Here is a 22,551-nt window from a genome sequence, read left to right on the forward strand (position 1 = left end):
TTTGATTTTAACTGGCAATACTGCGAGGAACCCCAGCTAATGCTTCTTCTTCTGTCTCAAAAATTTCAAATACTGTATCCATCATCGTGACTTCAAACACTAACTTTGCCTCTGGATGGACGTTACAGATACGAAAACTACCATTAACTTTATCCGCATCACGCATCCCTGCGACTAATGAAGTTAATCCAGAACTGTCAATAAAGTTGACTTGACCCAAATTAACGACTACATGACGACTGAATTTGGAGATGCATTCTTGTAATTTCAAACGGAACTGCCAAGCGGTGGTGATATCTAAGCGTCCTGATGGAGTCAAAAGAATCACGGTATTGCCATCGTTGGTTGTGCAAGTTTTTTGCTCGATGTGGATCACGACCCTTCCCCTTGTGGTTGTTTGGACTACGTAAGTTAGACTAAAAGGCTTACTTTTCAGACAATCCTATGATTCCCAAATTCATGTATAAAATCAGTATGCTTTGGGGAATTTTATTTCTTACTAGCGACTAGAATCAATTTTCTAGGTAAATAGTAATTATCAAAGGATACATTTGCAGATGCCGATGTGTCAGTAAACCTAGTAGTCTATTTTACATATTTTTCCTAGATTTTAAGGTGTCCAATTAATCCAATCTTGGGGTTTGAGGAAGGTTTCGTACAACTCAGCTTCTGGGGTATTGGGTTCTGGTTGATAGCCGTATTCCCAGCGTACTAGAGGTGGTAAGGACATCAGGATTGATTCTGTGCGTCCGTTGGTTTGCAGTCCAAAAATCGTACCTCTGTCGTATACGAGGTTAAATTCTACATAACGTCCACGACGGTAAAGTTGGAAATTGCGTTGGCGATCGCCATATTCTATTCCATGACGTTTTTGAGCGATGGGTACGTATGCTGGTAAAAAGGCATGACCACAATCTTGAATAAAAGCAAATAACTCTTCCCAGTTGCGATCGCCAACATTGCCTAATTTCTGGCTGTAGGTTGCGGCTGGACTATCGGTAGCAGAACCACGATACAACGCTCCACGCCCATCTTGATAGTCAAAGAATAAACCACCGACTCCACGGGTCTCATCCCGATGTTTCAAATAAAAATACTCATCACACCAGCGTTTGAAAACTGAATAATACTCAGGATGGTGCTTGTCACAGGCATTTTTAAAAGTTTGATGGAAATGTTGCGCATCTTCAGCGAAGGGGTAATAGGGCGTTAAATCAGCACCACCTCCAAACCACCAAACTGGACCTGCCTCAAAATAACGATAGTTTAAATGTACTGTTGGAACATAGGGATTACGGGGGTGTAACACCATGGATGTACCAGTAGCATAGAATTTATGACCTGCGGCTTCTGGACGTTGGGCGAGAATGGAAGGAGGAAGATGGGAACCCCAAACTTCAGAAAAGTTTACACCTGCCTGCTCAAAAACAGCTCCGTCGCGTAAAACACGCGATCGCCCACCACCACCTTCTGGACGTTCCCAAGCATCTTCCTGAAAATCTGCGACACCATCTACTTGCGCCAAAGTCTGAGTTATCTCATCTTGCAACTGTTTCATAAACTGGCTGACTCTGGTTTTCGCGTCAGCAGGTGGTAAAGATGCAGATGCTTCTGTCGAAATGGTAGGGCTTTGGGAATTGGTCAACATAAATTCAATAACCTAAATAACAGTTTCCAAAAAGCAAGAATTTGTTAACAGAAGATGCAGCACAACAACAGCCATGATTACGGCTTCGATTGACTACCTTGCTTACTTCCTCAAAGGTCAAACACTGACGCATTCACCAGTTATGACTTAAGGTTATATTCTCCCTCAAATGCGTATAGGCTTGTATACTACTTGATATTTTTTTAAATTTCTTATGTAAATATTCTGGTACTAGTTGATGAATTGTGTCCAAATATCTGCTATAGGCATAAATCTAGATTCCATCTAAATGTAAAGATTCCTAAACATTTACATACCTACACAAACTTTTACCGATGCTCCTTTTTCCTTGGTACTCCCCTAAAATCAAATGCAAGATTTCACCCTAGGAGTAATTTTGTACAGAGGTATGAAGATATTTAGACCAGAGATTGATTAGTATATCTATGAAAATACAATGACTTTGATAGGATTTTGACTACAGTCAAGGCTGAAAAGTCCTTGGTTGTTTACAGATTTATATTTTACTTTAGCAACTCAGGGTAAATCCTAATCCTTGTCTGTTGCCAAAGTTACGGTTTGTTAAATAATTTTAGTCATTTTCTCCAATCGGGGTGGAGAATTTTGCAAATTATAGCTATGAGGAATTTTGAAAGATGAAATCAAAGGAAACAGCAGATAAAACACCATATATCCGCCTAATTCCTTTCGAGACTTCAGAATTTTAGTCTGAAAATAGCAGTTATCGAATCAAGTACTTTTACTTAAAAGTATGTAGTGAGGAGGACGATTGAAAATGCCAGGTTTGTTGCCCAAATTTATCCATCGCAAACGTCGGAAAGTCTGTCTTTCCTTAGTCAAGACCTATAGAGAAATTAGTTCTGCATCCGTGGATGAATTATGGCAAAAGGTAGTAGATTTAGCTGATGTTTCCTGGCATCCTCTACTCAAAAGTACTAACGTACCCAGGGGACTAGTACCGAAACCAGGATTAATTTATCAAGCTGTCACCCGTTTATCGCCGATTCCCATTCGGATTTTTGTGGAACGTGTCAATCCCAGGGAATTATTGACTGTGCGTATTTTGGCAATTCCAGGAGTTGAGGAAAGAATTACCTATACGGTTGAGTCTACGGTTTGTGGCACCTATGTTTCCTATTCCGTCACCCTCAAAGGATGGTTATCTCCCCTAATTTGGTCTTTTTCTCGTCCTTATAGCGATCGCGTAGCTCGTGCATTAGTTGAAGCAGTGGAAGGAAGCGGGTTAGAAGCAGTTTCTCGCCGGGGAAACAATATGAATAATCGGTATTGGGATTTAGGGTTCTAGGTGAGGCAATCCGGAAAAACAGTAACCACCCCATACTCAACAACTGTCCGCAACCAGCTAAGATGCAAATAGATTCGGTATTAATTTTTTGTTAAAATTTTTTGCGGCAGTAAGGGTGAAAACACTATGCACGATGTTCTCGATTCTCGCTCTGTCTTAGAAGTGTTGCGACCAGTACAAGACCCAGAACTCCGCAAAAGTCTGGTAGAACTGAATATGATTCGCAACGTCAGCATTGACGCTGGCAGGGTGAGCTTTACGTTGGTGTTAACGACACCTGCCTGCCCTTTGCGGGAATTTATTGTTCAAGATTGCCAAAGAGCTGTGAAAACCTTACCAGGGGTGACAGACGTGGTTGTGGAAGTCACAGCTGAGACACCCCAACAAAAAGGATTGCCAGACCGTACGGGTATAGATGGTGTGAAAAACATCATCGCCATATCCAGTGGTAAGGGTGGTGTTGGTAAAAGTACGGTGACTGTGAATTTGGCAGTGGCTTTAGCACAGATGGGGGCAAAGGTTGGGTTACTAGATGCGGATATTTATGGTCCCAATGACCCGACAATGTTGGGTTTGTCGGAAGCACAACTAGCTGTAGAAAAAACTGAGAAAGGGGAAGTTCTAGAACCCGCTTTTAACCATGGTGTGAAATTAGTATCCATGGGTTTTTTAATTGGTCAAGACCAACCTGTAATTTGGCGTGGACCAATGCTTAACGGAATTATTCGTAAATTCCTCTATGAAGTCAGTTGGGGAGAGTTAGATTATTTGTTGGTGGATATGCCTCCAGGAACAGGAGACGCTCAATTGACTCTGACTCAAGCTGTACCTATGGCAGGGGCGGTAATTGTCACCACACCCCAGACAGTAGCCTTACTGGATGCTCGTAAGGGCTTGCGGATGTTCCAACAAATGGGTGTACCTGTTTTGGGTATTGTGGAAAATATGAGTTATTTTATCCCTCCAGATATGCCGGAAAAACAATATGACATTTTCGGTTCTGGGGGTGGTTCCAAAACAGCAACAGAATTGGGAGTCTCACTCCTTGGTTGTGTACCCTTGGAAATTGCTACCCGTGTTGGTGGTGATAGTGGTGTTCCCATTGTGGTTGGTGAACCGAATTCTCCCTCCGCTAAAGCTTTAATGGCGATCGCCCAAACCATGGCAGCTAAAATCTCAGTTGCTGCTCTCACCTAGTTCAGGTCAATTGGGGAGTATCCCCAATGTGCAAATTTATCTTATTTGGTCGTGTGGGCATTCTGTCCACCTCGGTAATCAAAGTAGGGAGCAAAACTTTGGTGTGAGTGCCTATACCAATTTTCAACCAATTTTCCAAATGACTGTGACAGTTCCCCTACTAACCCGACGACGTGGAGACGTTTCGGCGAAAGGTCTCTACAGGTTTTCCAATCAACAGAATTGTGTTGTGTTCAAACATTGAATTGGTATTAGATGTTCGGTGAAGACTTCGACGTGAACTCAGTCCTGGAGCGTCTCCAGAGGAGATTCACCGCTCTTAACTAATGTCTTTTGTGCAAAATTGTGATGCTCCCAGGTAAGTTTGCGGATATAGAAAACTAAAATTTTTCAGTTTTTGTCTGGGTAATAGATGAAATACCGAGAAAATAGATTTTGAACTAATCACACCAGGTGTTCAAAATCGCTAGCCAACTCTGGGAACAAGTCTATTACCTTTACCAGTCGAAAGTTCCCACCCTGAAGTCCCAAGATTTATCTCTGAGATTTTGTGATTGTGGAAAATGATACTCTGATTAACCAGTACTGTCATACACTTTCACTTCCAAAGTAATAAATATAATCAGTACTTCTGCTAATTCTCCATTCAACAATTATTCTTAATTTTTAATTCCGTAATTTCTGTACAGTAAATATTCGTACTCAGAAGCTCACACTCATGCTGTTAAAAAAGTCCCGCTCTCCCTTTTTCAATTTCCCCTGGAAATCGCTGTTTAAACCCTGGCATCAGGTGGACTGGGTGTTATTTTGGCTACCAGTAATTGTAACTGTCTTTGGTGGCTTAGTCATCCGTAGTACAGAACTAGGTCGAAAAATGCCCATCTATGACCCTGGGCAAATGGACTTGTGGACTTGGATGTGGCAGTATTTCCAGGCATTACTAGATACCAACTGGTTTTGGCACTTGGTGATGGGATTTGTGGGCATATTAATCACCTTGGTATTATCACTGATTCGATATGAAAATTTTCTACATCTCCATTGGGTGACATACGGGTTAACTAATGCCAGTTTGCTTGCGGTGATGGCATTTGGTAAAAGTGCTAAGGGGGCACAACGTTGGTTGCCCATTGCTGGCTTTCAAATTCAACCTTCAGAATTTGCCAAGGTCGGGATTATTATTACTCTGGCAGCATTACTGCACAAACGCACAGCCTCAGACCTCAACAATACCTTTCGAGCGCTAGCAGTCACAGCCGTTCCCTGGGGATTGGTATTTGTGCAGCCAGACTTAGCTACGTCTCTGGTTTTTGGAGCAATTGTTTTAGGAATGTTGTATTGGGCAGATGCTAACCCCGGATGGTTGATTTTGTTGGTATCTCCAGTGATTGCAGCAATTCTGTTTAGTTTAGCTTGGCCCTTCCCAATTGTGCTGTTTAAGGAAATCTACCTTGGTCCCTTGGGGATTGTCTGGTCTATCTCTATGGGAGTTCTTGGATGGTTCACTTTGCCATGGCGACGATATGCTCTAGGGGCAATCGGTTCATTCAGTTTAAATATGCTGGGTGGGGAAATGGGAATTTTTGCCTGGAATCATGTCCTGCGAGATTATCAGAAGAATCGTCTGATTTCCTTTATGAATCCCGAAGGCGACCCCCTAGGCACAGGATATCACCTGATTCAATCTCGGATTGCTATCGGAGCCGGGGAAATTTGGGGATGGGGTTTGAATAATGGTCCGATGACACAGCTCAACTTTGTCCCAGAGCAACATACAGATTTTATTTTCTCCGCAGTCGGTGAGGAGTTTGGGTTTGTTGGCTGCTTCATTCTCTTATCGGTGATGTGCTTAATCTGTTTTCGCTTGTTGTACATTGCCCAAACTGCCAAGGATAACTTTGGTTCTTTGTTGGCGATCGGTGTGCTATCGATGATTGTGTTTCACACTATCGTGAATGTCGGAATGAATGTCGGACTAGCTCCTGTGGCTGGAATTCCCCTACCATGGATGAGTTATGGGCGTTCGGCAATGTTGAAGAATTGTCTGGCTTTAGGTTTGGTGGAATCCGTTGCTAATTTCCGAAAACGACAGAAATATTAGGTTTTGGAAGCTAGGGGGTGATGGGTAAGACAGTCAATAATTAAGAGAAAAACTTCTTTCCCCTTGTCCCTTCTGACTGCAAAATAGACTAAGCATACCAACTGACCCCCAACAAGTATTAAGCTAGAAGTAGGAAACAAGCGAGAGTAAAATTATGATTCTGCCAGGAGCAACTGTACGTGTAAAAAACCCCGCAGACACTTACTATCGTTTTGAAGGACTCGTGCAACGAGTGACTGATGGTAAAGTGGCTGTGCTGTTTGAAGGTGGTAACTGGGATAAACTAATTACCTTTCGCCTGAGCGAGCTAGAAGTAGTAGAAACTACAGCCGGACGCAAAGGAAGTAAAAAGTAAATACTTAGTCAAGTCTGTGCTGATTCCGGAGTGGTAGATGGAGACAACCGAACCTGCATTCACTAACAATGAGAAGCTGGTAAAAATGTTTCCCCTAAACGTTGGCTACCCTTTTCCGTAGTCAGCACGAGTTAGCACTCTTGACTTTCACCTTTGGAACTCTTTTATGCGTCTTCCCCTACCCCAATTTGACAAAAGCGATCGCCACCCTAATCATTTTGCGGAGGTGATTGAAACTACTACCTGTGAGTTTTTAGCTCAGTGTTTGGAACCGGAAGATTTAACTTTTCCTTCCATGCCCCCTTTTGGCAGTTGGGTTTGTTCTGTAGACGAAGAGTCTGGTAATAAAGTATACGGTATTGTTTACTACGCTACCACCATGCCCATAGATTCTGTCCATCGACCAGTGGCATTAGGACTTTCATTGCAAGACTTACGGGAAGAACAACCGCAGATATTCGCAATGTTAAAAACCGAATTTCGGGCGGTGATCGTCGGCTTTGAGACAGCATCAGAAATTTCATCTAGTAGGGTGTATCAATATTTGCCTCCTCGTCCACCACAAATTCACCAGGCAGTACATCATTGTTCCCTAGAAGCAATTATTGAGTTTACCGAGGAGTTAGATTTTTTACAAACTCTGCTTTCTCTGAGTCAGGCTCCAGTAGAATCTTTAACTGCCGCAGTGATTCGCCAAGTGTACCAATTACGCAAGTGCGATCGCCACTGGCTAGTGAAAGCAGGAAGAGGTCTCAGCGTATTATTGAAAGACGATTACGACAGACTCAGATTAATTTTAAGTCAAATTCACCCATAGGTAGTTAATTTCTTAATTCTCAATTAACTTGATTTACACCATTAGCAATTGCACATTCTCTAATTAAAAATTGAGGGTGATAAATTCATACTCAGTGATGTTTTTCTCATCCAATTCTGATAACTGAATATTACATAACAATTCTCTACGATTTATGATTGAAAGTGGTGTCATCTGTTTGTGAGGATTATTCAACCATCAGATAAACCTGCTCCTAATACCTCCCAGTCCTACCTATGGAACTGATGTCAAAATTTCTGATTAGCGAAGTTTATTCTCAATTTATGGTAAAAGAACCGATAGTTTCTTTTGTCATTTTGTTGGCGATTATTTTAGCCGTACCAATTCTGTTTGAAAAATTACGAATTCCTGGATTGGTGGGTTTAGTTTTATCTGGATTTTTTCTGAATGCATCTGGTTGGCGAATTTTGACTGCTGAGTCGCAATTAATTCATTTACTATCAGATATCGGCTTAATATATCTGGTATTTGTCGCAGGTTTAGAAACCGATCTGAAACAGTTTCGCCATCACCGAAGTCATGCTTGGGTTTATGCTTGCTGCACATTTACCATTGTTGCCATCATTACAACTTTTTTAGGTTTATCTTTAGGTTTAAGTTGGCTCAAGGCAATTTTCATCGGCAGTTTATTTACATCCCAAACTTTAATTACCTATCCACTGCTGAATCGTTTAGGAGCAAATAAAAATTTTGCGGTGGGGATGGCAGTAGGGGCAACAGTCTTGACTGATTTAGCTGCTCTCTTGCTGATTACTGTCTGTCTATACAGTAACTCTCGCCAACTGCTTTTGGCAGAGACAATCAATATTTTTAATGGATTAGTTATCTATTCACTGATTTTGTTACTCGGTTGTACTTGGGCAGGCAAAGAATATTTTCGTCGTTCTGGTGATGATACCGGGAATCAAATTTTATTCTCGCTTTTAGCGATTTTTATTGCTGCTGTCACTACCCAAATTATAGGTATTGAGAAAATTTTTGCAGCTTTTTTAGCTGGTTTAGTAATTAATTCAGTTGTCGAAGAAAGACCTGTCAAGGAAAAATTAACTTTTATTGGTAATACTTTATTAATTCCGATTTTCTTTGTGAATGTGGGATTATCGATTAATCTTGCTGGCTATCAACCAATTTATCTGGCGAAGTTAATCGGCTTACTTCTTGTTGCCCTAATTACGAGTAAATTCCTGGCTAGCTGGCTGACTAAATTATTTTACCGCTATAGCTGGCAAGAGACATTAACCATCTGGTCATTGTCTTTGCCCCAAGTAAGTATCACCGTAGTTGCGGCAATGGTTGCCCTGAAAGCAGGTGTATTAAATCAGGATTTATTTAATAGTGTGATTGTGGTGATATTACTTACAGTCACCACTGCGCCTCTGATTACAAATCGTGTGGCATTGACAGTCACCAATTATCGTTTAGAAGAGTCAGATTCCCAACGACCTCAGAATACAATTAATATCAGTAAACATGATGCTTTTAGCATTGTTGTACCCATTTATAATCCCCAAACCCAGCAATATTTAATTGAGATGGCAGCACTGTTAGCGCGGCAAACCGAGGGAAGAATTATTCCCTTAGCGATCGCCACGGCGGGAGTGCAAATGGATACATCTCAAGTTGATAATGCCCTGCAACGTAGTGAACTTTGCCTAGCCAAGGCAGCTGCCTTAAGTCAGATGATGGGTGTGAAAGCAGAACCCCTGATTAGGATTGATGATGCCCATGCTCAAGGAATTTGTCGAGCTGCCCGTGAGCAAAAAGCCAGCTTGATAGTTATGGGGTGGGGTAAACGTACTGGCATCAGAGCCCGCTTGTTTGGCAATGTCATTGATAATGTCTTGTGCTATGCTCACTGTCCAGTTGCCGTGACTCGATTAGTCGAATCACCAAAAAAAATCCAACGCATTTTAGTACCCATAGAAAATTTGTTGGCTCCCTCCCTGCAACCAGTAGAATTTGCCCAAATATTGGCAGAGGCAAATCAAGCACAGGTGACTGTGTTAAATGTCTGTGAACGTCGTACAAGCTCTAATAAAATTACTGCTCGGCGATCGCAACTTTCTGCCCTAGTGGCGGGGTTAGCTCTGAGTAATCCCCCGGAAATTCAAATCATTGCCCATGAAAATATTCCCCAGGCAATTTTACAGGCAGCACGTTTATATGATTTGGTCGTTTTACCTTTTATCCGCAATCGTACAACTCCCGGTGGTTTGGCTATCAGTGATGTGACTACCCAACTAGCCAAGCAACTCACCTGCTCCATTGTGATGTTAGGTGAACCCGAACACTCCCCCCAGTCAGTTTTTTCCCCTAGTATTATCAGCACGACAGCGATCGCCAGTATGGATCACTGATATTTCTCTGACAAAACTTTATATTTTTGAAGATTTCATAAATTCTCAGAACACCTTCCATTATTCTCGATTAATGTCTGATACCTTGCTAAGTGAGTTGTTGAGCAATCAGTCAACAAAATAAACATTGAAAGCACTATAAATGTAAAACATCAAGGTAACAAAACAAATTTATTGTACTGAGCTTTTACCTAAAATACTGGGTACTCTAGGTACAGGTGCGACAATCAAACTGCAAATATTCTGTCAGAAACTAAGAAACTATGAGAATTTTAGTGACGGGTGGCGCTGGGTTTCTTGGCTCCCATCTCATTGACCGACTAATGACCGCAGGACATGAAGTTATATGTTTAGATAATTTCTATACAGGTCATAAGCGTAATATTCTCAAGTGGATGGATAATCCATACTTTGAGTTAATTCGTCATGATATCACTGAGCCAATTCGTTTGGAAGTTGACCAGATATATCACCTAGCTTGTCCCGCCTCTCCTGTCCATTATCAGTATAATCCCGTAAAAACTGTCAAGACCAATGTGATGGGAACCTTGAATATGTTGGGATTAGCCAAGCGAGTCAAGGCAAGATTTTTCCTTGCTTCTACGAGTGAGGTATATGGAGATCCTGATATTCACCCCCAAGTTGAAGAATACAGAGGTAATGTCAACCCCATCGGTTTACGTGCCTGCTATGACGAAGGTAAGCGGATTGCTGAAACCTTAACCTTTGACTATTACAGACAGAATAAAGTTGATGTGCGCGTCGTCCGTATTTTCAACACCTACGGACCCAGAATGTTAGAAAACGATGGTCGCGTTGTCAGTAATTTCATCGTCCAAGCTCTTCGAGGTGAACCCTTAACTGTATACGGAGATGGTTCCCAAACACGGAGTTTTTGCTATGCATCAGACCTGATTGAAGGGTTTATCCGTCTGATGAATAGTGATTATGTAGGACCTGTAAATATTGGTAATCCTGGGGAATACACGATTTTAGAGTTAGCCCAAGCTGTACAGAAGCTGGTAAATCCTGATTCTCCCATTAATTATGAACCTCTCCCGGCAGATGATCCTCGTCGCCGTCGTCCCGATATTACTAAAGCCAAGACATTGTTAAATTGGGAACCTACCGTTCCTTTGGAAGAGGGGTTAAAACTGACAATAGAAGACTTCCGCGATCGCATGAAAGTTTCCTAGGGTTTTAACACCTCTTTTGTCATATCAACCCCAAATATTTAGTGAGGAATTAGAGAAGATGCGTGTTTGCGTCATTGGTACAGGTTACGTTGGTTTAGTCACAGGTGCTTGCTTGGCTCACATTGGTCATGATGTGATCTGTGTAGACAACAACGAAGAAAAAGTGAAGTTGATGAAGTCTGGGCAATCACCGATTTTTGAACCTGGGCTGTCAGAAATTATGCAGGGGGCAATCCAATCTGGCAAGATTCAGTTTACCACTGATTTGGGTGCTGGAGTTAGCCATGGAGAAATCCTGTTCATTGCAGTAGGTACACCACCCCTAGCTAATGGTGAAAGTGATACTCGCTACGTTGAAGCTGTTGCCCGTGGAATTGGTTCCCATCTCAATGGTGGTTACAAAGTTATCGTTAACAAATCTACTGTACCCATCGGTTCTGGTGACTGGGTGCGGATGATTGTACTGGATGGTATTGCTGAGCGCCAAAAAACCCTGATCACTGCTGGTAGTGGACATGAAGAAAGATTACCAGAAGTAGCTTCCGAATTTGATGTTGTCAGTAACCCTGAGTTCCTGCGGGAAGGTTCCGCAGTTTATGATACCTTCAACCCCGATCGCATTGTTTTAGGTGGCAATAGCTCAAGGGCGATCGCCATGATGCAAGAACTTTACTCCCCCATTGTCCAACGCAAATTCAGCGAAAATCAATCCTTACCTCCCGTCTCCGTATTGGTGACAGACTTAAGTTCTGCGGAAATGATTAAATACGCAGCTAACGCTTTCTTGGCAACCAAAATTAGTTTCATTAACGAAGTTGCTAATATTTGCGATCGCGTCGGTGCAGATGTTACCCAAGTAGCTAAGGGTATCGGTTTAGACTCCCGTATCGGCAATAAATTCCTGAATGCTGGTATTGGTTGGGGTGGTTCCTGTTTCCCCAAAGACGTCTCTGCATTGATTCACACCGCAGATGACTATGGTTACGAAGCGCAACTGTTAAAATCTGCTGTCACCGTCAACGAACGTCAGCGTTTGATTGCTTTGGAAAAACTCCAACAAGCATTGAAAATCCTCAAGGGTAAAACCGTAGGTTTGCTGGGTTTAACCTTCAAGCCTGATACCGATGATTTACGGGATGCTCCGGCTCTCAACCTGATTGAACAACTCAATCGTTTAGGTGCAAAAGTCAAAGCCTATGACCCCATTATCTCCCAAACAGGCATGCGCCATGGTTTATCTGGCGTATTAGTTGAAACTGATGCCGAACGTTTAGCTGATGGTTGTGATGCTTTGGTACTAGTGACTGAGTGGGAACAGTTTAGCCACCTAGATTACGGTAAAATGGCACAACTGATGAGCCATCCTGTCATGATTGACGGTCGGAACTTCCTCGATCCAGAAACTATGGTCAGAGCAGGCTTCCAATATATCGGTATTGGTCGCTAGGCTCAACTAAATTATCTCAGATTATGGGGTAGGCACAGATGCCTACCCTTTGTTTTCACGTTCCCTAATAATGGTTCCCTGATTTGCGGTAATGGACGGCAGTTACAGCTTCTGGATTCAAAACATTACCACTGTCCACGGTGGCATACACTAACCAATGATCGCCAACTTCCATCCGATGATTTACTGAGCATTCTAAGTATGCTAGAGCATCAGTGAGAATGGGGCAACCGTTACTTGATTCTTGCGTTTCCACACCAGCGAATCTATCTTCCCCTGGAGCAAAGGGCTTGAGAAAATGTTTCCGTAGTTGTTTCCCCTCAGCCAAGATATTTAAGACAAATTTATTACCGGAGTGCATCAAGGGTTCCATCGCTCTTTCCTTGGCAACGGCAATAGTTAAACCCGGAGGGTTAAAGCTAGCTTGGGAAACCCAGGAAGCCAACATCGCACTGGAAACTCCACCTTGTTTGGCGGTGACGACGGAGAGAGAACCGATAATTCGTCCCACTGCTTGCTCGACGCTGGATGCGGGTTGACTGGCGGTACGAACTTTTTTCGTGCGTTTCAAAGCCTGGGCAAAATCTGTACCTGCTTCTTCACAGAGTTGCAAAACTGTATCATCGGGCTTAAATTTCACACGGATAGTGTCAAAGCCAAATCGATAACCTGCATCCTTGAGTTTGCCTTCCAGTAAATCAATAGCTTCTCCGCTCCAGCCGTAGGAACCAAACACCCCAGCTAGCTTGTTTTTAGAGGCACTAGACAGGAGAATACCTAGGGCTGTTTGGATGGGTGTGGGGGCGTGTCCACCAAGGGTGGGAGAGCCAATGACAAAACCACTAGCTTTTTCGACTGCGGCTTGAATTTCCGCCGGGTCTGCAATTTCGCAGTTAATTGATTCGACACTCACCCCAGCTTTGGTAATTCCATGGGCGATCGCCTGGGCAACTGTTGCGGTATTTCCGTAGGCAGAAGCATAAATTAATGCCACTGTTGTCTCTTGAGAAGTCTGCTGTTGACTCCATTCCCGATAGGCTGTGGTCATCTCTAGGATGCCATAGCGTACTAGGGGACCGTGGTTAGGTGCATACATCCTCACCTTATGCTCAGAAAGCTTTTCTAAAGCAGTCTCCACCTGTCTGGCATGGGGAGCCATCAAACATTCAAAATAATAGCGACGGTCTTCTAGGAAACTCTGCCAACCCTCATCAAACACCTGATCGCCGCAAATATGTGCCCCAAATATCTTATCAGTGTATAAAATTTCTGTCTCTGGGTCGTAGGTACAGAGATGGTCAGGATAGCGAGGATTGGGGGTGGGAATGAATTCTAAATGATGTCCTTTGCCTAAATCCAGGGTTTCTTCCCCCCGTTTGACCAAAATAGGCAAATCTGGGTTTTCCATGGCTCCCCGCAGATTTATTGCCCCAGGGTTGGAACAAACAAAGGTGATTTGGGGGGCAATTTCTAACAGGGCTTTGAGGGTGCCAGCACGGTTGGGATTACTATGACCCAGAATTACATAATCGACGGTTTTAACATCGATTCTTTGTTGCAATTTTTCTAAGTAAATTTGTGTAAAAGTTTCCCCTGGGGGGTCAATCAGGGCTATTTTATCACCTTGAATTAAATAGGAATTTGCTGTTGTTCCCTTTGCCAAACCATATTCAATTTCAAAGCGTAATCTTGCCCAACTACGGGAACGGAAAACCCAGGTATCTGTAGCAACAGGGAAGATTTGAACGTCACGGGGTTTAATTATTGTCATGTTGTCATCTTGTCAGGGTAAGGGTATTCCAGGGAAGGGGAAAATATTTGTTGTATATCAGTAAATAGGTGACAGTGTTGAAACCCTTTTGATATCAGTATTTGATGATTTGTTGATGTTTTGCCTAGAAAATGCTACCTCTATTGTCTTGGTGTTGAGGATGTTATGGGGTAGGGGGAATAAATTTGTTAGGAGGGAATAGGGGGAAGGTGTTTCTGTGAAATGTCACCTGTTCCCCATTGTCTAATTAATAGTGATTACCAACTTTGCGATGGTGTACCGCCGTCAAAGATTCGGTTTTGCTGACTTTACCAGATTCAACTGTGCTGTAAACTACCCAGTGGTCACCACAATCCATCCGACTAGATACTTCACATTCCATATAGGCTAAAGCATCTGTCAGAATTGGTGTACCATCTTGAGCCGGTTGGGTTCTGACACCTTCAAAACGATTCGCACCGGGAGCAAAACGCTTGAGAAAATGTTTCATCAGGTTTTGATAATTCCCTTCCTCTAGAACATTCAGGACAAATTTGTCACCTACTTGCATCAGGGATTCGATCGCCCGATCTTTAGCTACAGCAATGGAAACACCTAGGGGTTTGAAGCTGACTTGGGATACCCAGGAAGCCAACATCGCACTCTGAATATCACCTTTTTTGGCTGTGATAATGTATAAACCACCACTCAGTCTTCCTAGCGCCTTATCTAAATCGGCACTCAAGGATTTCATGGCTTTAATACTTTTATCACGGGTGAGGAACTGTCCTAAGTCCGTTCCTGCTTCTTCACATAACTTATAGGTGTTGTCAGTGGGTGTTTCTTTGATTTGAATGGGAGGGAAAGCAGGAATTAAACCTAAATCTCGGAATTTATTTTGCAGGGGGTAAATGGGTTCGTCGTCACCACCACCAGACTCAAATAAACCCACAGCTTGTTTTTCGTGGATGGCTCCCAGGATAGTACTCACCGCCGCTTGGATGGTAGCATCAACTTGGGCTGGGGGCATTCCCACCACAATACCTGCACAGCGTGCAACTAGTTCTCGTAATTCGGCTAAATCTGTTGCTGCTCGCAAGTCTACTAATTCTACGGCAACACCCGTTTTATTGATACCGTTCGCTACTGCTTGGGCAAGGCGATCGCCATAACCATAAGCAGAGGTGTAAAATATTCCTACGCTAGTTTCTGCCTTTGTTTGGCTTTGACTCCAATGACGATAACGTCCCGTCAATTCTTCCACATGATGGGAAAGTAAGGGACCATGACCAGTAGCGATCATCGCAATTTTGCCTAATTCTCCCATACGTTTGAGGGCAGATAAAACTGACCGCGCATTGGGAGCCATTAAACATTCATAGTAATATTCAAAATCGGCGGCGATCGCATTAATATCTTCATCAAAAGTAGCGTCTGAGCAATAATGCAACCCAAAAGCATCACAAGTGTAGAGGATTTGTGTCTTGTGGTCAAAGGTAAAGATGGTGTCGGGCCAATGTAAATTAGGAGCAATCACAAATTCTAATTCGTGTCCCTGTCCTAAATCTAGCTTGTCACCGTTTTTGACAATTTGCCGTTTGAAAGGTTGATGAACTAAATTTTCCAGGAATTGAATTGCTACCTTAGAACCCACCACGGTAACATCTGGGGCTAGTTGCAGCATATCCTTAACTAAGCCACTATGGTCAGGTTCGGTATGACTAATAATTAAGTAGTCTATATCCGTAGGATTAATTAAACCTTTAAGGGTATCTAAATATAGCTGACGAAACTTTTCGTGGGAGGTATCAACCAACGCTTGCTTGTCACCTTTGATGATAAAGGAGTTGTAGGTTGTCCCATTCTGTAAACCAAATTCAATATCAAAGCGATCGCGATCCCAATCGAGCGATCGCACTGCGGTTGTATTCTCGGCAATCTCCACAGTCTCTATGGTTAGCCTTTTTGTCGTTCCTGCGGTGAGCGCTACCATGACTCCCCTCCTAAACAAATGAGTATTTTTGCCTCTGGCTTTATTGTGGCATGGGATTATTGTAAATAATTATTAAAAATCCTATGACTCAGTTAAAAAACTTAAAACCCTGATGAACAATGGTTTCTATCGAATTGGCTTGATGATTGGAAATTCCCGTCTCCACTGGGGATTATTTCAAGCACAAGCTGTCATATTTTCTTGGGATACAGAATATTTACCTGAGTCTGTTATACAGCAAATTACTTCTGGCAGAGTCTCCATCCCCAATTTCCCTGCACATTTATCAGATATTTTCGCAACTTCTCAATTTTCACTTCCCATAATCCTTGCTTCGGTAGTACCTCAGCAAACTGCTCTCTGGGAAAAATTTCCAAATGTCAACTTGATTACCCTAAATCAAATTCCGATTCAGGATGTGTACCCCACCTTAGGCATAGATCGGGCACTAGCAATCTATGGAGCAAATAAAGTTTACAACTTGCCTGTATTAGTAATTGACACTGGTACAGCACTAACATTTACAGGTGTGGATAATCATATGAACTTTCAAGGAGGGGCAATATTACCAGGCTTAGGTTTACAATTATCTACCCTGACAAACCATACTGGACAATTACCACAACTAGAAATCAATAGTTTACCGTCTTTACCATTACGCTATGCCAGGGATACCCACTCTGCTATGTATAGTGGGGTAATCTATACAGTGCTAGCAGGAATTAAAGAGTTTATTACTTCATGGTGGCAAGATTTCCCCAATAGTCAGGTAATAATTACGGGTGGCGATCGCACCCGCATCTACCATTATCTCCAATCCCTGTATCCAGAAATAGCCCTGCATGTGAAAGTCGAAAAAGATTTAATTTTTTGGGGAATGGCATTTTTAGAAGATAATTACATCTCCTCAACCCCCAAAGAGTAAATCCTTAATATCTGTTGCAACTACATTTGCACAATTCCCCGGTAAATTATTTCCACCATGGGCAATAGTTTTCATCTGAGCTTGAGGAATCAAACTAGCATACAGATTACTACGACTTAAAGATTCGGGAGAATCCTTGCCAGCTTGGATGACTAAAGTCGGTATTGTTAGTAACGATAATTGATTTTGTAACAGTTCCGCTTTAATTTCTGGCAGTTGCCGTAAATAAAGTAACTCCGTACTTGTCGGATTTTGTAAAAGTAATCTTTGTTGTTGTAAATCCTGCTCTACTTTGCCATCCCAACCAAACATTTTAGTTAAAGGACGTAGGAATTTTAATAATTCTAAAATCCACTCCGGACGCTTTGCCAAGGATTGCATTTTCTTACAGTATCTATCGAAATTATCGATTTCTACACCTTCTGGTGATATCAACACCAAACCTGCAACCTGCTGGGGATACTTTAAAGCATAACTTGCAGCAATCCAAGCACCAATAGAGTCACCAACTAAATAAACTCTCTCCAGCTTTAATGCATCCAAAAATTCTGCCAAAAACTCAGCTTCTAAGTTAATAGAATAATGAATTTCCGGAATATCTGACTCTCCACAACCTAACAAATCAGGTGCAAAACAATGACAACTTCGTCCTAAGGACTCCATCACCCCCACCCACTGGCTACTATCATACCAAGCGCCATGTAGAAAAATCACAGGAGTACCTGCACCCACCTCACGCCAAAATACCATTCCTTGAGAAAGCTTTCTCCGGGAATTACGGAATAAACTTTGCATTTTAGTTTAAAAGTTAACCTAAAATCACTGAAATTTCAGACCTCGGTAAATTATCGCTAATCCCAAAGTCCAAATCCGACATAGTAATTATGCCAGTGTTGTTAACCCTTGCAAGTAATCTTTTATTTGACGATTATGATCATGAGACATTTCTTCCTGTGGTAGAGAGTCAAGGGTAAAAGCTTTAATTTCCACAACCTCTAACTCATCCTGAACTGTCATCACTCCTTTCACGTCAGCTTCTGCCACAATACAAATCGAATGTATCCTTGGGTCACGGTCTGGTGCAGAATATACCCCCACTAAACGCTTAATCTTAACTAACTCCAATCCTGTTTCTTCCTGTAACTCTCGACCAATGGCTGTCGGTACATCTTCACCCCAGTCTACCATTCCCCCCGGTAACGACCAAAGACCATTATCACGGCGACGAATCAAGACAATACGACCATCCGGTAATATAGGAATAATACTTGTACCAGTAATGGGGTGACGAAAGATAATTCCCAATACTGTTTGTCCAAAACGCCATAAACCCCTTGTGGTTTGCAGGACTGCGCCCATAGAAGCTAGAATTTTCAAACTACCAATATCTATAATATTTACTAATAAATTTAAGTTTGTTTACCGCAAATATCTGCTCAACCATTTAGCTATTGTGATTTTGTGTCATATTTATGACTTGCGGTTTCGGGTATTATTCTAACGACTAGCGGCAAATATATCAACCTTCTATCATTTTATTGATATATCCTTGCAACAGCATAGGTATATTTTATCTTAACTGAAGTTGTAAATTAAGTGGCTAGCAGATTCTTAAAACAGGGTTTTGTGATGTTCGAGAAACTTCTGTGGCTTTTCATCAGATATCTATGGTCACGAAATTTCAGTGTATTTAATGTACTTTTTCGCCAGATTCTTGTCTCGGTATATACCAACCGACCAAATCCTACTCTGCCCTCCCATCACAATGAAAAAAATTATACCTGCCCCAGCTTTTTCCCTAAGAACTGGTCTGAACACCAAATTTTTCCCAAAATCAGCGTTTTAGCAACCGACTAACTCAATACTTGGACAGCTATTACCTTAGGAGTTGACAAAGACTAAATGATTGAGCTATAATTGATAGCTGGTGAAAATATATTCTTACCTGAACTAGGCTAAAACTATATCAAAACATTGATAGCTGATACAGCATAATGTTACGCCTAAGTGCAGTTATTGTTGTTTATTCATGAGGTGAACATGGCAAAGCGCCGCAACCCGAAAAAAGAAAAGGCGCTACGGAACCAGGCGTATGCCCGAAAGTTTCGTAAACGGACAACTACAGGACGATTCCAAAGAAGATTCCAACAAAGACCGAAGAGTGAAGAGGATGAAGGCGCAGCAGCAATGGACGCTGAATAGTTAGCCTCTCCCTAAAGTATTCACTTTTATGTTTATGTTTGCAAGGGCGCTTATCTGTAAAAGATATGCGCCCATGATTTTTTATTTTAACGATTAACTGTTAACTATAGAATGAGCGGCTAAAATTGCCTGCTTGACTTGGGTAAAACCTGTACCCCCAAAGCTATTGCGAGCAGCTACCACTTGTTTTGGTGAGATTGCTTGGTAGATATCCTCATCAAAAGCAGGATGTAATTCTCGCCACTCTTCTAGAGTCAAATCCTTGAGGAGTTTGCCACCAGCAAGACAGGTACGGACAACTTTTCCCACTAGATTATAAGCTTCGCGGAAGGGAACACCCTTAGCTGCCAGATAATCAGCAACATCTGTTGCATTGGAATAATCTTCATCTACAGCAGAATTTAAACGCTGGGTAGAAAATTCTAAACCCTCTGCCATCAGAATTGTCATTGCTTGTAAACAAGATTTGACAGTATTGACAGCATCAAATAAACCTTCCTTATCTTCCTGAAGGTCTTTATTATATGCCAGGGGTAAGCCTTTCATGATGACTAGCATTGCCTGAAGATGTCCGAATACTCGCCCAGTTTTGCCCCTTACCAACTCCGGAACATCCGGATTTTTCTTTTGGGGCATAATACTAGAACCTGTAGCACAACTATCTTTGAGTGTGACAAAACTAAATTCTTGGGATGCCCAAAAAATAATTTCTTCAGACAGGCGACTCAGATGTACCATGATTAGGCTAGCAGCACCAAGAAATTCGATGGCAAAATCGCGATCGCTGACTCCATCCAAACTATTTTTATAGACATCTGCAAACCCTAAAAGCTCTGCTGTGTAGTGTCTATCAATAGGGAAAGTTGTTCCTGCTAATGCACCACAACCGAGGGGGGAAATATTCACCCGTTTGAGAACATCTCCTAAGCGTTCCCAATCACGCTGGGTCATTTCCAGATATGCTAGGAGGTGATGGGCTAAACTCACAGGTTGGGCACGCTGTAGGTGAGTGTAACCAGGTATAAAAGTTTCTAAATTATTCTCAGCAATCTTGAGTAAAACCTGCTGAAATTCCCGCAATTGTTGACGAATTTGTTGGATTTGGTCGCGTAAATAGAGTCTTGTATCTGTTCCCACTTGGTCATTACGGGAACGAGCAGTGTGAAGTTTTTTACCTATATCCCCAATAATTTCGACTAGACGGTGTTCAACGGCAAAATGTACATCTTCTGCGTCAATACCAGGATTAAATTCACCTTGGCGGTATTCTTGGCGAATTTGTTCTAGTGCTGTAACTAATTTTTCTCCCTCTTGGGAGGATATGATGCCACATTTTGCCAGCATCCGAGCATGGGCTTGGGAACCAGTCAAGTCATACTCAATTAATTGAATGTCAAAAGGAATACTCGCATTAAAAACGGCGATCGCCGGATGTAGGGATGTCTCAAAACGCTGGCTCCAAGTTTGTTGCTGCTGCTGTGTCATACAAAAGTCGGGAAATTTGGAAATAACAAAGTCAAGTCAGGAATCAGGTACGGGGAGTAAACACCGAAGTAATACCTTTTTCCTTTTACCTTTGTACTTCTATTTCGCCCAATTTTAAAAAGATTGCCTCTGGCAAGTTTGGAGATTGACTTTGCAAAGCTCTTGCTAGACTATACTTTTATGAAAATTTGTAAGTCAAATAATATACTATAATAATCCAGAGAAAAAACAGTGTATTGTTTTCTACACTCCCTGGTTCGCGTAAAACTTGGGTTAATTTTAAGCAACTGATTTTATATTACGTTTGCTGTTTAGTTATTTAATTTGCCTCTAAACTTCATTTGATTGTGCTTTCGCTACTTGAAGTTTTACCAGATGTTAGAGAAAAACTTAAAACCGCTCCTGGTTGACAAGAACGGTTGAGAACTGTTGCTAATGAATTGATCACAGAAATAGACAATCAGTCAGCTTGGGATATTTTTGTCCAGATTTTAAATCACAGTTAAAAACCCTTAATTTGCCACCAATGCGTCGTATATCGACTGAGAGGAAATTATCTTGCCTGGTTTTAGCCGTAGCTGGTAAGATTTCTTACTAAGTAACCTAATCCTAAACCAATTAATAATGCCCAAACCTGACCAGTCTTAATAAAATTTGCCCAGGCTTTTTGCATTTGACCAATTATATTTGGGTCAGTAATATTTTGGGCTAGTAGGGTTCCATGGGTAGTAACATGGGATACATCGACAGCAGCCGCGTGGGTGGCGATCGCGGAAATTAGAATAGTTAAGACAAAGCTAACAGCAAATGCAGCCAGGATAAACCAACGTTTCATAGGGAATTAATGATTTGAATACAATATGACATCTCCGTGATAGCCTCAAGTATCAAAGGATGCCATCCGCAATTTTGCTGCTGTTCGTAAAATCTGCCCTGCTAACATTGCCGCTCCAAAACCATTGTCAATATTCACCACACCCACACCCACAGCACAGGAATTCAGCATAGTTAACAGGGGAGCTAAACCCCCAAAACTCGCACCATAACCGACACTCGTTGGTACGGCAATCACTGGACAATCAGCCAAACCCGCTACCACACTTGGTAAAGCTCCCTCCATTCCTGCCACCACAATCAGCACCGAGGCAGATGTAATTACATGACGATTATTCAATAAACGGTGGATTCCTGCTACCCCCACATCCCACAGACGCTGCACCTCGAAACCACAAAGTTCGGCAGTGATGGCAGCTTCTTCAGCTACAGGTAAATCCGCAGTTCCCGCAGTTAAGATACCAATAATACCAGTCTGTCTCAGGGGAATTTCTGAAGGTACAAGGGCACAAATCCGAGCCATTTCGTAATACTGCAAACCCCGAACTTTCGGCTGTAATTGACTATAAACTTGAGGTTCAATGCGTGTAGCCATGACTACGGAATTACGCTGACGCATCACCTGCATAATCTGAGCAATTTGTTCTGGGGTTTTTCCCTGTCCCCAAATTACCTCCGGGAAACCAGTACGTAAAGCACGATGATGATCTATTTTGGCAAATTCCCCCACAGGTTCATAGGCAAAATGCTTGAGTTCTGACAGGGCAATATCTGGAGTCATTTTGCCATCAGCAACTGCATCTAAGAGCGATCGCAGATTTTTCTCATCGGTCATGGGTGAAAAATATCATAGGTCATCACATTTATTATCATGTTCTGTACCGAGAATGGGGAAT

The 22,551-nt window shown here is 42.2% G+C and carries 19 protein-coding genes; 10 read left to right on the forward strand and 9 right to left on the reverse strand.

Features of this window, described 5'->3' with window-relative positions; translation table 11 throughout:
- Positions 1 to 7: 7 nt before the first annotated feature.
- On the reverse strand, positions 8 to 376 hold the full coding sequence (locus IJ00_RS15705) for an STAS domain-containing protein (protein ID WP_035154471.1): 369 nt from the start codon (positions 374 to 376) through the stop codon (positions 8 to 10).
- A 234-nt stretch (positions 377 to 610) separates the two neighbouring features.
- The gene (hemF, locus tag IJ00_RS15710) at positions 611 to 1,648 is read right to left on the reverse strand and encodes an oxygen-dependent coproporphyrinogen oxidase (RefSeq protein WP_035154473.1); all 1,038 of its coding nucleotides are present in this window, start codon (positions 1,646 to 1,648) and stop codon (positions 611 to 613) included.
- Positions 1,649 to 2,444: 796 nt separating this feature from the next.
- Here hemF and IJ00_RS15715 point away from each other — a divergent pair.
- The 8 genes from IJ00_RS15715 to IJ00_RS15750 all read left to right on the forward strand — a co-directional run bounded on the left by IJ00_RS15715 (position 2,445) and on the right by IJ00_RS15750 (position 12,466).
- On the forward strand, positions 2,445 to 2,975 hold the full coding sequence (locus IJ00_RS15715) for a polyketide cyclase / dehydrase and lipid transport (RefSeq protein WP_035154475.1): 531 nt from the start codon (positions 2,445 to 2,447) through the stop codon (positions 2,973 to 2,975).
- Between the two features lie 126 nt (positions 2,976 to 3,101).
- Positions 3,102 to 4,172, forward strand: a complete 1,071-nt coding sequence (locus IJ00_RS15720; protein WP_035154477.1) for an Mrp/NBP35 family ATP-binding protein — start codon at positions 3,102 to 3,104, stop codon at positions 4,170 to 4,172.
- A 718-nt stretch (positions 4,173 to 4,890) separates the two neighbouring features.
- A complete protein-coding gene (rodA, locus tag IJ00_RS15725; protein WP_035154479.1) occupies positions 4,891 to 6,273 on the forward strand; it encodes a rod shape-determining protein RodA in 1,383 nt (460 codons plus the stop codon).
- Positions 6,274 to 6,427: 154 nt separating this feature from the next.
- Positions 6,428 to 6,628, forward strand: a complete 201-nt coding sequence (locus IJ00_RS15730) for an NAD(P)H dehydrogenase subunit NdhS (RefSeq protein WP_035154481.1) — start codon at positions 6,428 to 6,430, stop codon at positions 6,626 to 6,628.
- Between the two features lie 166 nt (positions 6,629 to 6,794).
- Positions 6,795 to 7,445: an HAS-barrel domain-containing protein gene (locus IJ00_RS15735; protein WP_035154483.1), complete on the forward strand. Its 651-nt coding sequence runs from the start codon at positions 6,795 to 6,797 to the stop codon at positions 7,443 to 7,445.
- Between the two features lie 236 nt (positions 7,446 to 7,681).
- The gene (locus tag IJ00_RS15740; protein ID WP_035154485.1) at positions 7,682 to 9,823 is read left to right on the forward strand and encodes a cation:proton antiporter; all 2,142 of its coding nucleotides are present in this window, start codon (positions 7,682 to 7,684) and stop codon (positions 9,821 to 9,823) included.
- Between the two features lie 263 nt (positions 9,824 to 10,086).
- Positions 10,087 to 11,019 carry a UDP-glucuronic acid decarboxylase family protein gene (locus IJ00_RS15745; protein ID WP_035154486.1) on the forward strand — a complete coding sequence of 311 codons (933 nt, stop codon included), beginning with the start codon at positions 10,087 to 10,089 and terminating at the stop codon, positions 11,017 to 11,019.
- A 58-nt stretch (positions 11,020 to 11,077) separates the two neighbouring features.
- On the forward strand, positions 11,078 to 12,466 hold the full coding sequence (locus IJ00_RS15750) for a UDP-glucose/GDP-mannose dehydrogenase family protein (RefSeq protein ID WP_035154488.1): 1,389 nt from the start codon (positions 11,078 to 11,080) through the stop codon (positions 12,464 to 12,466).
- Between the two features lie 64 nt (positions 12,467 to 12,530).
- Here IJ00_RS15750 and IJ00_RS15755 read toward each other — a convergent pair whose 3' ends face one another.
- Together IJ00_RS15755 and IJ00_RS15760 are read right to left on the reverse strand one after the other, a co-directional pair.
- Positions 12,531 to 14,237 (reverse strand): diflavin flavoprotein, encoded by a 1,707-nt coding sequence (locus tag IJ00_RS15755; RefSeq protein WP_035154490.1) that lies wholly within the window; start codon positions 14,235 to 14,237, stop codon positions 12,531 to 12,533.
- Positions 14,238 to 14,484: 247 nt separating this feature from the next.
- On the reverse strand, positions 14,485 to 16,209 hold the full coding sequence (locus IJ00_RS15760; protein WP_035154492.1) for a diflavin flavoprotein: 1,725 nt from the start codon (positions 16,207 to 16,209) through the stop codon (positions 14,485 to 14,487).
- Positions 16,210 to 16,321: 112 nt separating this feature from the next.
- Between IJ00_RS15760 and IJ00_RS15765 the strand changes: the two genes are divergently transcribed.
- Positions 16,322 to 17,134 carry a pantothenate kinase gene (locus IJ00_RS15765; protein ID WP_035154494.1) on the forward strand — a complete coding sequence of 271 codons (813 nt, stop codon included), beginning with the start codon at positions 16,322 to 16,324 and terminating at the stop codon, positions 17,132 to 17,134.
- Here the strand turns inward: IJ00_RS15765 and IJ00_RS15770 are convergent.
- Together IJ00_RS15770 and IJ00_RS15775 are read right to left on the reverse strand one after the other, a co-directional pair.
- Positions 17,117 to 17,929: an alpha/beta fold hydrolase gene (locus IJ00_RS15770; RefSeq protein ID WP_035154495.1), complete on the reverse strand. Its 813-nt coding sequence runs from the start codon at positions 17,927 to 17,929 to the stop codon at positions 17,117 to 17,119. The genes IJ00_RS15765 and IJ00_RS15770 overlap by 18 nt on opposite strands.
- A gap of 87 nt (positions 17,930 to 18,016) precedes the next feature.
- Positions 18,017 to 18,493, reverse strand: coding sequence for an NUDIX hydrolase (locus IJ00_RS15775; protein WP_144416042.1), 477 nt, complete (start codon positions 18,491 to 18,493; stop codon positions 18,017 to 18,019).
- Positions 18,494 to 19,174: 681 nt separating this feature from the next.
- On the opposite strand from IJ00_RS15775, the gene IJ00_RS29105 reads away from it, so the two are divergent.
- Entirely contained in the window at positions 19,175 to 19,336 is a 162-nt protein-coding gene (locus tag IJ00_RS29105) for a hypothetical protein (protein ID WP_168163491.1), read from the forward strand.
- Between the two features lie 93 nt (positions 19,337 to 19,429).
- On the opposite strand, the gene argH is transcribed toward IJ00_RS29105, so the two are convergent.
- The 3 genes from argH to larB form a co-directional block, all read right to left on the reverse strand.
- Positions 19,430 to 20,821 carry an argininosuccinate lyase gene (gene argH / locus IJ00_RS15780; protein WP_035154500.1) on the reverse strand — a complete coding sequence of 464 codons (1,392 nt, stop codon included), beginning with the start codon at positions 20,819 to 20,821 and terminating at the stop codon, positions 19,430 to 19,432.
- Between the two features lie 568 nt (positions 20,822 to 21,389).
- Positions 21,390 to 21,590: a hypothetical protein gene (locus IJ00_RS15785; protein WP_035159129.1), complete on the reverse strand. Its 201-nt coding sequence runs from the start codon at positions 21,588 to 21,590 to the stop codon at positions 21,390 to 21,392.
- A gap of 111 nt (positions 21,591 to 21,701) precedes the next feature.
- Complete coding sequence (larB, locus tag IJ00_RS15790; protein WP_035154502.1) at positions 21,702 to 22,490, reverse strand: nickel pincer cofactor biosynthesis protein LarB; 789 nt, start codon at positions 22,488 to 22,490, stop codon at positions 21,702 to 21,704.
- Positions 22,491 to 22,551: the final 61 nt, after the last annotated feature.

Origin of the sequence: Calothrix sp. 336/3 (assembly GCF_000734895.2) — a bacterium.
GTDB lineage: Bacteria > Cyanobacteriota > Cyanobacteriia > Cyanobacteriales > Nostocaceae > 336-3.

Bases quoted from the DNA above. Each gene is read 5' to 3' on its own strand.
- hemF (WP_035154473.1), bottom strand. From the start codon at position 1,648: ATGTTGACCAATTCCCAAAGCCCTACCATTTCGACAGAAGCATCTGCA.
- IJ00_RS15715 (WP_035154475.1), top strand. From the start codon at position 2,445: ATGCCAGGTTTGTTGCCCAAATTTATCCATCGCAAACGTCGGAAAGTC.
- IJ00_RS15720 (WP_035154477.1), top strand. From the start codon at position 3,102: ATGCACGATGTTCTCGATTCTCGCTCTGTCTTAGAAGTGTTGCGACCA.
- rodA (WP_035154479.1), top strand. From the start codon at position 4,891: ATGCTGTTAAAAAAGTCCCGCTCTCCCTTTTTCAATTTCCCCTGGAAA.
- IJ00_RS15730 (WP_035154481.1), top strand. From the start codon at position 6,428: ATGATTCTGCCAGGAGCAACTGTACGTGTAAAAAACCCCGCAGACACT.
- IJ00_RS15735 (WP_035154483.1), top strand. From the start codon at position 6,795: ATGCGTCTTCCCCTACCCCAATTTGACAAAAGCGATCGCCACCCTAAT.
- IJ00_RS15740 (WP_035154485.1), top strand. From the start codon at position 7,682: ATGGAACTGATGTCAAAATTTCTGATTAGCGAAGTTTATTCTCAATTT.
- IJ00_RS15745 (WP_035154486.1), top strand. From the start codon at position 10,087: ATGAGAATTTTAGTGACGGGTGGCGCTGGGTTTCTTGGCTCCCATCTC.
- IJ00_RS15750 (WP_035154488.1), top strand. From the start codon at position 11,078: ATGCGTGTTTGCGTCATTGGTACAGGTTACGTTGGTTTAGTCACAGGT.
- IJ00_RS15755 (WP_035154490.1), bottom strand. From the start codon at position 14,237: ATGACAATAATTAAACCCCGTGACGTTCAAATCTTCCCTGTTGCTACA.
- IJ00_RS15760 (WP_035154492.1), bottom strand. From the start codon at position 16,209: ATGGTAGCGCTCACCGCAGGAACGACAAAAAGGCTAACCATAGAGACT.
- IJ00_RS15765 (WP_035154494.1), top strand. From the start codon at position 16,322: ATGAACAATGGTTTCTATCGAATTGGCTTGATGATTGGAAATTCCCGT.
- IJ00_RS15770 (WP_035154495.1), bottom strand. From the start codon at position 17,929: ATGCAAAGTTTATTCCGTAATTCCCGGAGAAAGCTTTCTCAAGGAATG.
- IJ00_RS15775 (WP_144416042.1), bottom strand. From the start codon at position 18,493: ATGGGCGCAGTCCTGCAAACCACAAGGGGTTTATGGCGTTTTGGACAA.
- IJ00_RS29105 (WP_168163491.1), top strand. From the start codon at position 19,175: ATGGCAAAGCGCCGCAACCCGAAAAAAGAAAAGGCGCTACGGAACCAG.
- argH (WP_035154500.1), bottom strand. From the start codon at position 20,821: ATGACACAGCAGCAGCAACAAACTTGGAGCCAGCGTTTTGAGACATCC.
- larB (WP_035154502.1), bottom strand. From the start codon at position 22,490: ATGACCGATGAGAAAAATCTGCGATCGCTCTTAGATGCAGTTGCTGAT.